The following is a 15,834-nucleotide window of genomic DNA, read 5'->3' as shown; positions in this document are numbered from 1 at the left end:
CGGATACTCGCGGCAAACCGTTGGTAGACCGCGTATTTTACCCGCGTCGCCGGCGTCCTTCGCGCGCGGCGGCGTCGATGCGCGCATCGGACCGCTCGACGGTGAATGCGAAACGCCGCGTGAGCCGCTCGCCCGGCGCGAGCAGCGTCATCCCGTGCGCGGCCGCGCCGCCCGGCAGGTTCACCGCATTGATCGGATGATCGACCGGCTCGAAGCAGAAAAAATGCTCGCCGGGCGGCGTATAGAGCACGTACGCATCGGCGTCGGCCGCGATCGTCAACAACAGCCCGCGGCGCGGCCAGCTCACCGTCGCGTGGCCGCCCCAGCCGGTGAACGCATGATTGACGAGCGTCGCCGGCAACGGATATGCGACGCCGAACTGCCAGGCCGGCGGCACGCTCACGTGCCGCACCGGCAGGAAATCCGTACCCGACAGCCACAGGCCGCCCGCGGCCGCGGCCAGCTCGGTCGCGTCGTCGCGCACGAGGAACGGATGCACGCCGAGCCCGAACGGCAGCCGTGCACGCCCCGCGTTTTCGATCGTCAGCGCGATCGACAGCGTCGTGTCGTCGAGCGCGAACGACTGGATCGCGCGAAACGCGTACGGCGCGCCGCTCGCGCGATCGAGCGACAGCTGCAGCGTCGTGTCGGTTGCGTCGTCCACCTGCCACGGCGCGAGCCAGCCGTCGCCGTGAATCGGCAATGGTTCGTCGCGGCGGTTGCGCGGCACCGCGACGCTGCGCCCGTCGCATTCGAAACGGCCGTTGCCGATCCGGTTCGAGTACGGCAGCAGCGGATAGCAGGCGAGCGCGTTCGGATCCGTCGCCGTTTCCGGGTGCTCGCAACGCCGGAACACCGGCACCAGCGCGCCGTGATCGCCGCGCCAGTCGAAGCGCGCGATGCCGCCGCCCAGATGCGGCAGCACGTCGAGCCGCAGCGCCGCATTCGACAGCGTGACGACCGCCGCATGCGCGGCGCCGACGCCCTGCGCGAACGCGGCGGTCTGCGGGCCGGCGCTGACGGGCTGCGCGGCGGCAGCCAGGCGCGCGCGGCGCGACTGGCTCGTGGACGACGATGCGCGCGAGGACGTGGCGGTCATGGTGAGCTCCTTTCCTTCGTCGATGAAGTGATACGGGTCGTCGCGCGGTGCCGCGCGAATTCGAACATCGGCAATCAGGCCCAGCCGCCGTCGACCACCACGTCCTGCGCGGTGATCATCCGGCTGTCGTCGGCCGCGAGAAACAGCGCCATGCGCGCAAGATCGTCCGGCAGCAGCTCGGCGTCGATGCACTGGCCGGCCTTGATCGCCGCACGGCCCGCGTCGTCGAGCCAGAGCTTGCGCTGCTTGTCGGTCATCACCCAGCCGGGCACCAGCGAATTCACGCGGATTCCGAACGGGCCGAGATCGCGCGCGAGCCCACGCGTGAGGCCCTGCACGGCCGCCTTCGCCATCACGTAGACGGGGTAGCCGCCGTTCTTCAGCATCCAGCTGATCGAACCGAGATTGATGATCGCGCCGCCGCCGCGCTGCTTCATGTCGTCGATCACCGCCTGCGCGGCGAAGAACTGATGGCGCAGATTCACCGCGATGCCCGCGTCGAACGACTCGGGCGTCACGTCGCCGATCGCGTGGCGCGTGTCGTTCGCCGCGTTGTTCACGAGCACGGCGATCGCGCCGATGCGCGCGCGGATCGCGTCGATCGCATGGCGCAGCGCGTCGATGTCGGTCAGGTCGCACGGGATGAACAGCGGCGCGTGGTGCACGTCCGGCGCCTGCGCGAGGGTTTCCGCGAGCGCCTGGCCCGCGTGCGCGTCGAGATCGACGAACGCCACGCGCGCGCCCTGCCGCGCGAAATGCTCGACGAACGCCGCGCCGATCCCGGTCGCGCCGCCCGTGATCAGCACCGCGCGATCCTCGAGGCTCGGGTAGCGCGCATAGCGTGCGTCGCTCGCGGCGCGCGAATCCTGCGCGGAAGTTTCGATGGTCATGCGAATCGTCTCCGTGGAATCGGTCAGTCGCGTACGCCGCGGTTCTTCAGCTGGTCGAGCAACACGGCCGCGAGCAGGATCGCGCCGCGCACCAGGTACTGATAGAACGCGTCGATGTTCAGCAGGTTCATCACGTTCTCGACGGTGCCCATGATCAGCACGCCGATCACGACGCCCGAGATCGTCGCGCGGCCGCCCATCAGCGACACGCCGCCGAGCACGCACGCCGAGATTACGTTCAGCTCGAAGCCCTGCGCCGCGTTCGGCTGGCCCGACGTGATGCGCGATGCGAGGATCACGCCGGCGAGCGCCGTCACCGCGCCCTGGATCAGGAAGATGTAGACGCGCGTGCGTTCGACGTTGATCCCGGCGAGGCGCGACGCCTCGGGGTTGCCGCCGATCGCGAGCGTGTTGCGGCCGTACACGGTCTGGTTCAGCAGCACGCCGAACACGATGAAGCACATGAGCGTGACCCAGATCGGCAGCGATACGCCGAAGAGCGACAGCCCGCCGAGCGCGATGAACGTATCCGACGACACGCCGACCGCCTGCCCCTTCGACACGATGAAGCCGAGCCCGCGCACGATTTCCATCGTCGCGAGCGTCGTGATCAGCGCGTTGATGCGCAGGTACGCGATCACCGCGCCGTTCACGAAGCCGATCGCCGCCCCGGCCGCGACCGCCGCGACGATCGCGACGAACGTGTTGTCGGTCGCATTCAGCACCATCGCGCACAGCACGCCCGAGAACGCGACGGTCGAGCCGATCGACAGGTCGAAGTCGCGCGAGGCCAGACAGAACATCATCGTGCACGCGACCATCCCGATCTGCGAGATCGACAGCGCGAGGCCGAGCATGTTGTCGATCGAGAAGAAGTGATCGACCGTCAGCGACATCGTCACGAACATCACCGCGAAGATCGCGATCAGGCTGTATTCAGTGAGGTGCTGCCACCACTTCTGGCGGTCGCTCTGTTGTGGAACCAGCGCGTCGGCCGACGGCTTCACGGCTGCGCTGGCGAGGTTTTCCCTGACTTGCATGATTGTGTCTCCTGCTCCTGCGTCGCGCGGCCCGCGCCGCGCTTGATCGATTCGAATGTCGTGCGTCGCCCGAGGCGACCTGAAACCGCGTCAGGCCGCCTCGACGACGCTGGTCTGCGGCAGCGCGAGGCTCAGCACCGCATGCTCGTTCGCCTGCTCGCGCGGCAGTTCGCCCGCGATGCGGCCTTCGCGCATCACGACGATGCGGTCGGACACGCCGAGCACTTCCGGCAGTTCCGACGACACCATCACGATCGCGCAGCCGCGCTCCGCGAGCCGGTAGATCACGTCGTAGATCTCGTGCTTCGCGCCGACGTCGATGCCGCGCGTCGGCTCGTCGAGGATCACGACCTTCAGGTCGGGCTCCGCGAGCCAACGCGACAGGATCGCCTTCTGCTGGTTGCCGCCCGACAGGAAGCGGATCTTCTGCCGCCGGTTCGGCGTCTTGATCTTCAGCCGCTGGATGAAGCGGTCGGCCGTTTCATTTTCGGTCTTGCGGTCGATGAACAGGCCCGCGCGCAGCGAATGACGGCGGCAGCTGATGTTGATGTTCTCCGCGACCGACGCCATCGCGATGATCCCTTCCTCCTTGCGGTCTTCCGGGCACAGCACGATGCCGTGACGGATCGCGTCGCCGGTGCGCTTCACGTCGATGCGCTTGCCGTCGAGCGTCAGCGCGCCCGCGCGTCGGCGGTCCGCGCCGTACACGAGCCGCATCAGTTCGCTGCGCCCCGCGCCGACCAGCCCGAAGAAGCCGACGATCTCGCCCGCACGCACCGAGAAGCTCGCCGGTTCGCGCAACGCGGGGCCGTCGACGCCTTCGGCCGAAAACCGCACGTCGCCGAGCGCACGCGGCGCGTAGTGGTAAATGTCCGCGATCTCGCGCCCGACCATCTCGGCGACCAGCCGCTCGCGCGGCACGTCGGCGAGCGATTCGTGCGACGCGATCTTGCGCCCGTCGCGAAAGATCGTGCACGCATCGCACAGCCGGTAGATCTCGTCCATCCGGTGCGAGATGTAGATCAGCGCGCGGCCCTGCGCGCGCAGGTCGTCGACGAGCTTGAACAACACCTCGGTCTCGCGATGCGACAGCGAGCTCGTCGGTTCGTCGAGCGCGATCACGCGCGCGTTGCGCATCAGCGCCTTGCAGATCTCGACCATCTGCCGCTGCGCGATCGACAGCCGCCCGAGTTTCGCGTCGGGATCGAGATCGACGCCCATCGCCGCGAGCCGTTCGCGCACATGGCGCTTCGCCTCGCCCTTCCTCACCCAGCCGAGCGCGTTCGGCAGGCGGCCGAGCAACAGGTTCTCCGCGACCGTCAGGTCGGGCACGTACTGCAATTCCTGGTGAATCACCGCAATGCCTGCCGCGATCGACGCGGCCGCACTCGAAAAATGCACGGGCTGGCCGTCGACCAGCACGCTGCCCGCATCGGGCTGGTATTCGCCGCCGAGAATCTTCAGCAGCGTCGACTTGCCCGCGCCGTTCTCGCCCATCAGGCCATGCACCTCGCCCGCGTGCACGTCGAACGAGATGCCGTCGAGTGCGCGCACGCCGGGAAATACCTTGCCGATATTGTCAAAACGCAGTGCCGCTGACACGTCGTCTCCCTACTTGCAGTTCCATCGATCGCCGGCCGCCGCATCGCCGCGGCAGCCGGCGGGCGGCTTACTTCGATGCGAGCCCCATCTCGTCGCGCACCTTCGACACGTTGTCGCGCGTCGCGAGCATGCCCGTCGTCAGCGTCAGCGCCGGCGGTGCCTTGCCCTGCGTGATCCACGCGTACATCAGGTCCGAGGTTTCCTCGCCGTGGCGCTTCGGGCTGATGATCACGGTGCCGTAGAAGCCCGTCGGCCGCGGCTTCTTGAATTCGTTCAGCGCCGATTCGGAACCACCGATGCCGATGCCGATCATGTTGTCCGCCTTGAAGCCGCGCCCTTCGGCCGCGCGCACGGCGCCGAGCACGGCCTCGTCGTTCAGGCCGTACGCCACCCAGTGCTTGAACTGCGGGTTCTTGGTGAGCGCGATGTTCGCCGCGTTGAACGCGTTCTCGGTGTCGGTCTTCGCCTGCGGCGCCGCGATCACGTTCGCCTTCGGGAAGCCGGCCGCCACCAGCGCGTCGGTCGCGCCGCTCGTGCGGTCGTGCGCGGTCGGCAGCTGCTCGTAGGTGATGTCGATCGCGCCGACGTCCTTCATGTCCCAGCCGCGCTTCTTGATCTCGGCCGCGATGCCGTCGCCGACCTGCTTGCCGATGTTGTACGCGGAGATCCCCATGTGCGGCACCGCCTCGATCGGCTTGCCCGCGCCGTCGACGAGGCGGTCGTCGACCGTCATCATCTTCAGGTTGTGCGACTTCGCCTTCGCGACGATGCCCGGCCCGAGCTTCACGTCGGGCGTGCAGATGATGAAGCCCTGCGCCTTCTGCGCGGACAGGTTGTCGATCGCGCTCATCACCTTCTCGCCCGACGGCGCGCCGATCTTCACGAGCGTGAAGCCCTTGTTCTTCGCCGCGATCTCGGCGAACTTCCACTCGTCCTGGAACCACGGCTCTTCCGGCTGCTTCACCAGGAAGCCGATCTTGACCGGGTCGGCCGCATGCGCGGCCGGGCTTCCGATCACCACTGCCGCCGCGGCGGCCAGCGTTACGAAGGTTCTGCGTTTCATCTCCAGTGTCTCCTTGTCTTCATCGAACGGAATACAGCCGCTTGTTGGTTTCGACGCAGCGTGCGCGCGGCCGTCGCACGTGCGGTCTGTCGAATCGTTGCGTCAGTCGTGGTACAGCGCCGCGCGCCCGCCGTCGACGGTGATGCAAGCCGCATTGATGAACGGCGCCTCGTCGGAGGCGAGAAACACGGCCGTCATCGCGACTTCTTCCGGCTTGCCGATCCGCTTCATCGGCTGCAGCGCGAGCGTCTCGGCGCGCGCCGCGGCCGGGTCGGCCTGCGCGTCCCACCAGTCGCGCGTGAGCTGCGTCTCGATGTAACCGGGCGCGATCGCGTTCACGCGCACGTTGCGCGCCGCGTATTCGATGCCGAGCGCACGCGTGAGGCCCAGCACGCCGTGTTTCGCGACGGGGTACGGAAAGCAGCCCGGGATGATCCGGAACGCATGCGTCGACGCGATGTTCACTATGCTGCCGCGGCCGCGTTCGACCATCCCCGGCAGCGCCGCGCGGCAGCCGTGCCATACGCCGTCGAGGTCGACCGCGAAGCAGCGGCGCCAGTCTTCGTCCGTCATCGTCAGCGGATCGGCGAACACATTGATGCCCGCGTTGTTCACGAGCACGTCGAGCGGGCCGAATGCGGCTTCGGTCTGCGCGAGCGCGTCGCGCACCGAATCCTGCCGCGCGACATCCGCATGCAGCGGCAGCACGCGCGCGCCGTCGACGTCGTCGGCGATCGCCGCGGCCGTGCGCTGCGCTTGCGGGAAATCGAGGTCGACGAGCGCGACGGCCGCGCCCTCGCGCGCGAACGCCTGCGCGATCGCGGCGCCGATCCCGCGGCCGGCGCCCGTCACCATCGCGACCTTGCCCGCGAGACGTTCCATCATGCGGCTCCGCCGCGCGCCACGCGCAGGCCGGCCTGGAACGCGCGCGCATTCGCCGCGGTCGCCTCCGCCGACTGGCCGGGCCGGTACAGCGCCGAACCGAGCCCGAAGCCGTTGGCGCCGGCCGCGAGGAACGGCTGCATGTTGTCCGGAGAAATTCCGCCGACGGGAATCAGCGGCACCGCGCGGTCGATCACCGCACGCCACGCCTTCACGACGGGCACGCCGAGCTGCTCGGCCGGGAACATCTTCAGCACGTCGGCGCCGTTCGCGAGCGCGGCAAACGCCTCGGTCGGCGTCGCGACGCCCGGTGCGCTCGCGAGCCCGCGCTCGCGCGCACGGCGGATCACGGCCGCGTCGCTGTGCGGCATCACGATCAGCGTGCCGCCCGCGTCCTGCACGCGGTCGACATGCTCGGCGCGCAGCACGGTGCCAGCGCCGACGATCATGTCGTCGGGTAGCGCGCGGCGCAGCGCCGCGATGCTGCCGAACGGATCGGGCGAGTTGAGCGGCACCTCGACGATCCGGAAGCCCGCTTCGTGCAGCGCAAGGCCGTGGTCAGCGGCTTCGGCGGACGTGATGCCGCGCATGATCGCGATCAGCGGGCACGCGTCGAACGCGCGCATCAGTGCGGCGTGCGGCGTGTATGGTGCGGGCAGCGTAAGGTCGGACGACATCGGCGGTTCCTCTTCAATCGATTCATTGGTCGGCGCAGACGGGCTCGCCATCCGCGCGCACGAGCCCGGCGCGCGACGCGATCCACCACAAGCCGCGCTCTGTCGCCTGAGCGACGACACGCGCATGCGTGCAGCCGAACACGCTCAACGCGTCGACGTAGCGCGCGCACAATCCGTCGTCGCCGATCAGCAGCAGCGGCTGGTTCGCGAGCGCGACACCGCGTTCCGCCAGCATCGCGTCAAGTGCGTTCAGCTCATGGCCGATCAGCAGGCCTGACAGGTAATCGCCCTGCGCATCGGGCGCGAGCCGGTCGGTCAGGCCGAGCGTGCGCGTGCTGAAGATCGTCGCGAGCAACCCCGCGCGCTGCGCACCGCGGGCCACCGCGACGCCGCGCGCGAATGCCGCGCGGTCGGGCGACGCGCTCGCGCGCATCGTGCGGCCGAGGATCGTGTGATCGCGCAGCGCCGCGAACAACTCGCCGGTCATGAAGGTCTGGAAGCGCTCGATGAGCCCGTCCTTCACCCATGCCCACTTCGCATGCGTGCCCGGCAATCCGATCAGTACGCCTGAACGATCTGCATCAAGCATGGGATCGTTCGCGAGTGCGCCGAATATCTGCGTTTCTTCGCCGCGCATCACGTCGGGCAATTCGCCCGTCGCGATCACGCCCGGCACGATGGACACCGTCGTGCCGCGCGACGTCGTCACCGTGACGAGCCCCGCGACGAGCGCGTCGGCACCGGCCGGCACCTGGACGTACGGCGCCTCGCGCCAGCCCTGTGCGCTACCGACCATCCCGGCGGCCAGCACCGGCACGCCCGGCGCGCGGTCGAGCCAGTCGCCGCACGCTTCCTCGAACACGACGTCGAAGGCTCGCGCGCCGCCGGCCGGCACATGCATCACGCCCGCGGCGCGGCTGCGCGTGTCGAGCAGCGCACCGTGCGCGTCGAACAGATACGCGCGCAGCGACGTCGTGCCCCAGTCGAGCGCGATCAGCGACGGTGCGGCGCAGGAGGCGTCCGGAGCGGTCCGGGTCGAATTGGTCATCGTTTGATCCTGCGGGTACCCTGCGGCGGGCTCCAGCCCAGTTCCGCGGAAATGGCTCGCGCTTCGCGCTGCACGAGCGGAATCAGTTCGTCCATCCGGTCGTGCGGCATGTACGGAATCGTGCTCGCGACCGATACGGCCGCGACGATCGCGCCCGACGCGTCGCGGATCGGCGCGGCTACGCAACGGATCGACGCCTCGTTTTCCTCGAGGTCGAACGTGTAGCCGCCGGCCGCGTAATGCGCCATGCGCTGCAGGAACGCGCTCGTCTCGGGCCGGTTGTCCGGCTTGAAGTTGACGCCGGCCAGCGCGCGCCGCGCGGCTTCGAACAGCGAGCGCCACAGGTCCGGATCGAGGTCGAGCATCATCGCCTTGCCGATGCCGGTCGACGCGAGCGGCATCCGGTGGCCGACACGCGAGCGCATCTCGAGGCCGCGCGTGCCGGGGATCTTGTCGATGTACAGCACGTCATCGCCGTCGCGCACGCCGAGGTGGATCGTGTCGAGCGTCGCTTCGGCGAGCGCCTCGAGGTGCGGCCGCGCGACCGCCGTGAGCGGCATCTGTTCGAGCGCGATCGTGCCGAGCTCGATCAGCTTCGGGCCGAGCAGGTAGCCGCCCTGCACCTGGCGCAGGTAGCGCGCCTGCACGAGGCTGCTGACGAGACGGTGCGTCGTGCTGCGCGTCGTGCCGAGCGCGGCGCCGATCGCACGCATGTCGCGCGCGCCGTTCGCGATCGCTTCGAGGATCGCGAGACCGCGCAACAGCGTCTGCGTACCGGCCTGCTGCGCGGTGAGGTCGAGCGGCGTGCTGGTCGCGCCGATGGAGTCGGTGAGCGGCGCATCGCCCGGCGTCGCGCGCCGGGCGTCGAGAGCAAGGGAATCGGGCATCTTGGTCATGGAACGGGTTTCTTCAGCCGAATCGGTGAAGCCGCTGTCGCGACGCCGGAACGAGGTCGGGCGTCGCGGCAACGCGGCGGTCGATGCACCGAGGAAAGCGCCCGGCGAACTTCATGGAATGTGTCTCCGTGTGCGTCGGGCGCCGCGCGATGCGTGGGTCCGAAGCTGTCGATGTGCTTCGGATTGTAGGAGCGCACGCATTCGTCTCCAATATTTGAATGCGTTGCCCAGATAATGAGATAAACCGGTGGAGGTCGCGAAACGGTCGCGCCATGCGCACGGGGGCGGAACCCGATGCGTCGCGGGTCCCGCCCCCGTTGGTCATGCGCGCCGCGCTTACTGCTGGTTCGTGCTGCGCGCCTGCATGTAGCGCTGCACGTCGGAGAACGACACGCGGCCGCTACCGCTCGCGTCGATCTGCCGGAAGTGATTCGCGACATAGCCGAGCCCGGCCGCGCGCGCCTGCGCTTCGGTGATCGAACCGGTGTTCTGCGTATCGGCCGCGCCGAACTGCCGCGCGAGTTTGCGCACCACCTGCGCGTGCAGCGCGGCGCCCGTCGTCTGCGTGCCGGCGGTCGGCTTGCGCGCGGCCGGCGGCACGTACGGATCGCCGAGTTGCGCCTGGCGCGCGCGCGCCGAGGTGGCGGCGTCGCTCGCCTGCGCGAACGCGGACACCGATGCGGATGCTGCAACGCCGGCGCATGCGAGCGCAGCGGCAACGACGATGAAACGTTTCTTCATGTCAGGCTCCAGTCTGGAATGGGGTCGTCGACGGCCGGCGAACGGCGCCGCCACGGGCGCGCGTCGCCAGGCCCGCACATCGCATCAGTGCGCGGCCGCGTTGTAGAAGGTCACGAGGTCGGCTTTCTCCTGCGGACGCGACGTATCGTCGAGATAGACCATGTGTCCACCCTGATAGTCCTTGATCGTCAGGTTCGGTTGCGAGCCGAGCCGGGCGAGGTCGAGTTCGGTCTGGTAGAACGGCGTCGCGATGTCGTGATACCCGTTCAGCGACAGCACCTTCAGCGACGGATTCAGCGTCAGCGCAGCCGCAAGATCGGGAATCGTGTCCGGCATCGCGAGGCCGTCGTGCGTCCAGTCCCAGGTCTGGATCGCATTGCTGCTCAGCGAATACGCCGACTGCGCGCTGTACTTGAGCACGTTCGGCAGGTAGCTGCCGATCGTGTCGGTGAACGGTTTCGTGATGAACGTGCTCGACGGGTCGCCGTCCGCCGCGAGCGGGCTCGACGACGGCACGTTCACGCGTGCGTCGTAGCGGCCGATCAGCGTGCCCGGGATCAGCGACACCTGGAAGCTGTTGTCGAAGAAGGTCGGGACGACGTTGAAGTCCGCGTTCCACAGCGTCTGCTTCACGCCGGTCGAATTCACCATCGTCGTGACGAGCGTCGGCGGGGGCGGCGTGTGGCTCGCGAGATACGCGTTCACGGCGGGCACGTAGCTGCCGGCCGTCAGCTGACGCATCTGGTCCGCATATTGCGGCAGGCTCGACGGGTTCGGGTTGTCGAGCTGGTAGTACGCGCCGACCGTGCCGTAGGACGGCACGAAGCCCGCGCAACTCACGGGGCTCGCCCCGTTGTTCGAGTTGCCGACATAGTCGCTCGCCATGTCGCAGTTCGCGTTGTAGTTCAGGATCGACGACTGCAGCACGATGCCGTCGAGCTTCACGCCGGCCGTCTCGAGCAGGTTCGCGAGCACGTCGGTGCGCGGCGTGCCGTACGACTCGCCGAACAGGTACTTCGGCGAATCGTTGCGCTGGTTCACGGCGATGTAGCGCGTCACGAAGTCGCGGAACGCGCCGCCGTCCTGGTCGACGCCCCAGAACGTCTGGTTCGTGTTCGGCGCGATCGCCTCCGAGAAGCCGGTGCCGATCGCATCGACGAACACGAGGTCCGTCGTGTCGAGCAGGCTTTCCGCGTTGTCGACGAACGGGAACGTCGACGCATTCGCGTTCGGGTCGCCCGTCTGGATCCGTTTCGGACCGAACGAGCCGAGATGCAGCCACACCGATGCGGAGCCGGGGCCGCCGTTATACAGGAACGTGACGGGCCGCTTCGCCGCGGGCTGGTTGTCGGCGGTGTACGCGACGTAGAAGAACGATGCCTCGGGCGCGCCCGTCTGCGGATTGCGTGCGACGAGGTGGCCGGCGGTCGCCGTGTAGCGAATCGTCTTGCCGTTCAGCGTGATCTGGTGATGGGTGACGGCGGCCTTTTCGACCGCGGCGGACGCGTCGAGCGACGCGGTCGCGCTCGACGAATAACTGTTGGGATCGTTGTACGGCTTGTCCACCTGAGCGGCGGGATCGGCTGAATTGTCGGTACCTGCTGCCGAGGACGACGTCACGTCGTCGTTGCAGGCCGTCAGAATCAGCGAAGAGAACACAACCCCCAACAACAGCTTCGCTTTGCTCGCTGGCATCGTTGCTTTCCTTCTCTCGAATGTTTTTTGTGTCGAGCAGCCGGGTGAGCCGCCCCCCGCCTCGATTGCGGCCGATGAGCCGAGGCGCTGGCCAATATACGTGAGCGGGTCGGCTTTGAAAAATTTGGAAATATTTGATCGACGCTCGGTGCGGCGCACACCTTTCAGGAATGCTTCAATTCACGAACCGTTGTGTTTCAACAGTCTTTCAATTGCTTTCGCTTCTACCCGAAAACACTCAAACCGCGCGGATTTCGTGCCATATCGGCAAACAAATTCTCGCGCGGGCGGGCATTGCTCAGTAAAGCGAAATAGATGAATTCGTCTAATGGATGCGTCCCGAAATGCGGGCGACACGAATGCGCTGCAGCGCACCAATGGCGCGCCGGCGACGGAACGGACAATGTCACGGCGCGAGCGCGCCGCTCACTGCGATTGCGGAAGTTCGGCCGCGCCCATCCGGCGGGCAATCACGGCCGCGCGCTGCGCCTGGTAGGCCGAGCCGCGGTGCGCGTCGAACCAGCGCGGCTTCGGCAGCATCACCGCGAGACGCGCCGACTGCCACGCGCCGAGCCGGCTCGCGGGAATCCTGTAGTAATAGCGGGCGGCGGCCTCGGCACCGTACACGCCGCGGCCCCATTCGACGGAATTCAGGTAGATCTCGAAGATCCGCTCCTTGTCGAGCACCGTCTCGAGCATCCACGTGATGATCAGCTCCTGCCCCTTGCGGATGTAGCTCTTCTCGCGCGACAGGAACAGATTGCGCGCGAGCTGCTGCGTGATCGTCGACCCGCCCGCGACGATCCGTCCGCGCGCCTTGTTCTTCTCCCACGCCTGCAGGATCGCGTCGACGTCGTAGCCGTTGTTGGTCGCGAAGGTCGAATCCTCCGACGCGATCAGCGCGCGCTTCAGGTTGCGCGAGATCTGGTCGTACGGCACCCACTGGTGCTGGATCCGCGCGGGCGGATTGTCGCGCGACAGCCACCATGCGTCGGTCCGCATGAACGCGGTGGAACCCGGATTGATGAACGACCACAGCGCGATCTGCACGAGATAGAACAGCTGCGTCGCGAGCCACGCGCCCGCGAACACCGAACCCGCATAGACGATCCAGCGGGTCGGGCTGATGGTCCGCGTGCGCTGCGTGCCGCTTACCGCCACCACCTGCCGCGCTCCGGTCAGGCCGCCGCGAGCGCCTGGCGCAGCGCGGCCAGCACCGGTGCGCCGTCCGGCCGCACGCCGCGCCAGATGAAGAACGATTCGGCCGCCTGCTCGACCAGCATCCCGAGCCCGTCGGCCGTGCGCGCGCCGAGCGACGCCGCATGTTGCATGAACACGGTCGGCTGCGCGCCGTACATCATGTCGTACGCGAGCGTGCCCGGGCCGAACGCGGCCGCGTCACACTCCGGCAGCGCCGCGTCGAGGCTGCCGGCCGTCGCGTTGACGATCACGTCGTACGGCTCCGCACGCACGGTGTCCGGGCCGCCGCCCGACAGCACGCAGCCCGCATCGTGCGCGGCCTGCGTGAACTGACCGACGAGCGCTTCGGCCTTGCTCGCGGTGCGGTTCACGATCGTGATCGACAGCGGCGCGCGCTCGAGCATCGGCAACACGACGCCACGCGCCGCGCCGCCTGCGCCGAGCAACAGGATGCGCGCACCCGCAAGCGACACGCCGAGGTTCGATTCGATGTCGCGCACGAGACCGACGCCGTCCGTGTTGTCACCGTAGATGCGGCCGTCGGCTTCGATGCGCAGCGTGTTCACCGCGCCCGCCGCCGCCGCGCGCGGCGACAGTGTATCGGCGAGCGCATGCGCGTCGAGCTTGAACGGCACCGTCACGTTCGCGCCGCGTCCGCCTTCGGCGACGAACGCGCGCACGGCGGCCTCGAAACCGTCGACCGGCGCGAGCCGGTGCTCGTAGACGATCGCCTCGCCCGTCTGCGCGGCGAACTGCGCGTGGATGAACGGCGACTTGCTGTGCGCCACCGGATTGCCGAACACCACGTAGCGGTCGGCGCCGCTCGTCGACGCGGCTGCGTTCATGATGCGCGCCCCTCTTCGCTTTCCTGGCCGGTGCCGTTCGCGGCCTCGCCGTCTTCGACCGCTGCGCCGTCCGCTTCGGCCAGTGCCTCGGCCTCGGTTTCCGCCGACGCGTCTTCCGCATCGACCAGCGTGTCGTCGCCGCCTTCGGTCTCGTCTTCGTCTTCGGCCGCGTCGCCGCTCGTCACGGTCGGCGCGTCAAGCACGTTCAGCAGTCGCACCGACGCCTCGATCGTCAGCTCGTCGAGCGACATCACGTCGAGCAGCACGCGCGTGCCGCGCGCATGCACGCCGAGCCCCGGCACATGCAGCAGCAGCGGAATTTCCTCGAGGCGCACCAGGTCGCCCTTCACGACGCTCGCGACGACCTGCTTCTTCTGCTCCTGCGCGAGCCAGCGCAGGCACCAGAAGTACTCCATCCGGCGCTGGTAGTCAGCGTAAGCGGTATAGGTGTCGTCGAAGCCCTGCACGACCGCGTACAGGTCGGCGTCCTTCGGCTTGAACGGCGCGGCGAGCTTGGCCGTGACGCCGTGCTGCACGCATGCGAGCAACTGCCACTGGTTCACCAGGTCGACATAGCGGCGCAGCGGCGACGTGCTCCACGCGTACTGAGCGACACCGAGGCCTTCGTGCGGCGCGGCCGTCGTCTGCATCCGCGTGCGCTTCGGGCCCGGCGCGCCGAAGCCGCGCTGCGAGCGGTAGATGCCCGGCACCGTGTGATCGTGCAGGAACGCGCCCCACGTCGAGTTCGCGAGGATCGCGAGTTCCGACACGATCAGGTCGAGCGGCGACCCGCGGCGGCGCGGCGTGATCGTCACGTGCTCGCCTTCGACGTAGAAGTTGTAGTCGGTGTTGCGCTGCACTTCGCGCTTCAGGCCATAGCCCGCGCGCGCGACCTGGCGCTTCTCGAACAGCGCCTGCGCGAGCGGCCACAGCACGGCGATGTCGTCCTTGTGCGGGTAGTCGCCGGTGCCGGCCGCGAGCGTCTCTTCATTGACGAGCTCGTCGAGCGTGTTGTGGCGCAGGTTGTTCTTCACGAACACGAGTTCGGCACGCGTCTCGTTCGCGACGATCTCCTGCGTCTCGCGGTTGACGATGATGTACAGCGAGAGCGCCGGGCGGTAATCGCCTTCCTTCAGCGTGAACACGTCGACGACGTCGTCCGGCAGCATCGTGATCTTGTCGCCCGGCATGTAGACGGTCGACAGGCGTGCGCGCGCGATCGCGTCGACCGCGTCGCCGCGCACGATGCCGAGCGCCGGCGCCGCGATGTGCACGCCGATCCGCACGCGACCGTCGGACAGGTGTTCGACCGAGAACGCGTCGTCGATTTCGGTCGTCGTGATGTCGTCGATCGAGAACGCCTCGACGTCCGCGCGCGGCAGGTCGTCCGGCAGCGGGCCGACCGTGACGGCGGGGAAGCCCGTGCCGTGCGGGAAGAATTCCGCGAGGAAGCGCGCCTCGTGCAGCGCACGCGGCGACGCGATGCCGCCGCAGTCGAGCATCAACCGCGCCGGCGACACGCCGCGCGCCCCGGCCGCCGCTTCCATCGCCTTGTATTCGATCGCGTTCTTGTCCGGCCGCGTCAGCAGCCCGAGCACCTTGCCCGCGAACGCTTCCGGCAGCTTGCCGGCCTTCAGTTCCTCTTCATACTGCGCCTGGACGAGCGCCTGCTGACGCTTGCGCTCGAGCGACGCGAGCGCCATCTTGAGCTGATCTTCCGGCGCCCGCTGATACTGGCCGCGCCCCTTGCGGCGGAAGTAGACGGGCGAGCCGTGCAGCCGCAGCACCAGCGCCGCGCGCTCGACCGGGCCGTAGGTCGCGCCGAAATATTCCGAGGCCAGCGCCGTATACGCGAACTCCTCGGCCGGCGCGCATTCCCACAGGAAATCCAGGTCGATCTGCTGCGCGGCCGTATCGGCTTCCTGCATCAGCTCGCCGGCGGCCGGCTTCTCGAATTCGATCAGCACGTCTTTTGCACGCACCTTCGCGCGCCGCCCGCCGGGCAATTCGACCTGAAACGCGTCGCCCTGGCGCGACAGCACGCTGCCCGCCTTGAAACTGCCCGATTCCTCGAAGAAAACGTTCACTCAGTACTCTCGTTCAGACTGCCGGGCGCCGCATCGGCGGCGCCGCATGATGATGGGAATTCGATCGGC

14 protein-coding genes are annotated in these 15,834 nt (G+C 68.3%); all 14 read right to left on the bottom strand.

Annotated features, from left to right (window positions below; translation table 11 throughout):
* Positions 1-37: 37 nt before the first annotated feature.
* On the bottom strand, positions 38-1,099 hold the full coding sequence (locus ACT2FV_RS19785) for an aldose 1-epimerase (protein WP_444504631.1): 1,062 nt from the start codon (positions 1,097-1,099) through the stop codon (positions 38-40).
* A gap of 74 nt (positions 1,100-1,173) precedes the next feature.
* Complete coding sequence (locus tag ACT2FV_RS19780; RefSeq protein WP_444504630.1) at positions 1,174-1,989, bottom strand: SDR family NAD(P)-dependent oxidoreductase; 816 nt, start codon at positions 1,987-1,989, stop codon at positions 1,174-1,176.
* A 23-nt stretch (positions 1,990-2,012) separates the two neighbouring features.
* A complete protein-coding gene (gene araH, locus ACT2FV_RS19775; RefSeq protein WP_059465359.1) occupies positions 2,013-3,029 on the bottom strand; it encodes an L-arabinose ABC transporter permease AraH in 1,017 nt (338 codons plus the stop codon).
* A 90-nt stretch (positions 3,030-3,119) separates the two neighbouring features.
* Positions 3,120-4,631 (bottom strand): L-arabinose ABC transporter ATP-binding protein AraG, encoded by a 1,512-nt coding sequence (gene araG, locus ACT2FV_RS19770; protein ID WP_059608210.1) that lies wholly within the window; start codon positions 4,629-4,631, stop codon positions 3,120-3,122.
* A 67-nt stretch (positions 4,632-4,698) separates the two neighbouring features.
* A complete protein-coding gene (locus ACT2FV_RS19765) occupies positions 4,699-5,694 on the bottom strand; it encodes an arabinose ABC transporter substrate-binding protein (RefSeq protein WP_059608209.1) in 996 nt (331 codons plus the stop codon).
* 102 nt (positions 5,695-5,796) lie between these two features.
* Positions 5,797-6,576: an SDR family oxidoreductase gene (locus ACT2FV_RS19760; protein WP_444505437.1), complete on the bottom strand. Its 780-nt coding sequence runs from the start codon at positions 6,574-6,576 to the stop codon at positions 5,797-5,799.
* Positions 6,576-7,253 carry a 2-dehydro-3-deoxy-6-phosphogalactonate aldolase gene (locus ACT2FV_RS19755; protein ID WP_124903784.1) on the bottom strand — a complete coding sequence of 226 codons (678 nt, stop codon included), beginning with the start codon at positions 7,251-7,253 and terminating at the stop codon, positions 6,576-6,578. The genes ACT2FV_RS19760 and ACT2FV_RS19755 overlap by 1 nt, the downstream gene beginning before the upstream one ends.
* 22 nt (positions 7,254-7,275) lie before the next feature.
* Positions 7,276-8,301: a 2-dehydro-3-deoxygalactonokinase gene (locus tag ACT2FV_RS19750; RefSeq protein ID WP_226113479.1), complete on the bottom strand. Its 1,026-nt coding sequence runs from the start codon at positions 8,299-8,301 to the stop codon at positions 7,276-7,278.
* Positions 8,298-9,197 carry an IclR family transcriptional regulator gene (locus ACT2FV_RS19745; protein ID WP_059608207.1) on the bottom strand — a complete coding sequence of 300 codons (900 nt, stop codon included), beginning with the start codon at positions 9,195-9,197 and terminating at the stop codon, positions 8,298-8,300. Before ACT2FV_RS19745 ends, ACT2FV_RS19750 begins: the two co-directional genes overlap by 4 nt.
* A gap of 336 nt (positions 9,198-9,533) precedes the next feature.
* Positions 9,534-9,938, bottom strand: a complete 405-nt coding sequence (locus tag ACT2FV_RS19740; RefSeq protein WP_151050648.1) for an EF-hand domain-containing protein — start codon at positions 9,936-9,938, stop codon at positions 9,534-9,536.
* An 84-nt stretch (positions 9,939-10,022) separates the two neighbouring features.
* The gene (locus tag ACT2FV_RS19735) at positions 10,023-11,633 is read right to left on the bottom strand and encodes a S10 family peptidase (RefSeq protein WP_124903790.1); all 1,611 of its coding nucleotides are present in this window, start codon (positions 11,631-11,633) and stop codon (positions 10,023-10,025) included.
* Positions 11,634-12,059: 426 nt separating this feature from the next.
* Positions 12,060-12,797, bottom strand: a complete 738-nt coding sequence (gene mtgA, locus ACT2FV_RS19730; RefSeq protein WP_059681846.1) for a monofunctional biosynthetic peptidoglycan transglycosylase — start codon at positions 12,795-12,797, stop codon at positions 12,060-12,062.
* Positions 12,798-12,811: 14 nt separating this feature from the next.
* Positions 12,812-13,678 (bottom strand): shikimate dehydrogenase, encoded by an 867-nt coding sequence (gene aroE / locus ACT2FV_RS19725; RefSeq protein ID WP_059608203.1) that lies wholly within the window; start codon positions 13,676-13,678, stop codon positions 12,812-12,814.
* Positions 13,675-15,765 (bottom strand): RNB domain-containing ribonuclease, encoded by a 2,091-nt coding sequence (locus ACT2FV_RS19720; protein WP_059608202.1) that lies wholly within the window; start codon positions 15,763-15,765, stop codon positions 13,675-13,677. The genes aroE and ACT2FV_RS19720 overlap by 4 nt, the downstream gene beginning before the upstream one ends.
* Positions 15,766-15,834: the final 69 nt, after the last annotated feature.

The organism is Burkholderia sp. PR2, from assembly GCF_052372875.1.
Classification (GTDB): domain Bacteria; phylum Pseudomonadota; class Gammaproteobacteria; order Burkholderiales; family Burkholderiaceae; genus Burkholderia; species Burkholderia diffusa.
The sequence above is the reverse complement of the archived record's forward strand: the minus strand, read 5'-3'. Positions and strand labels throughout refer to the sequence as shown.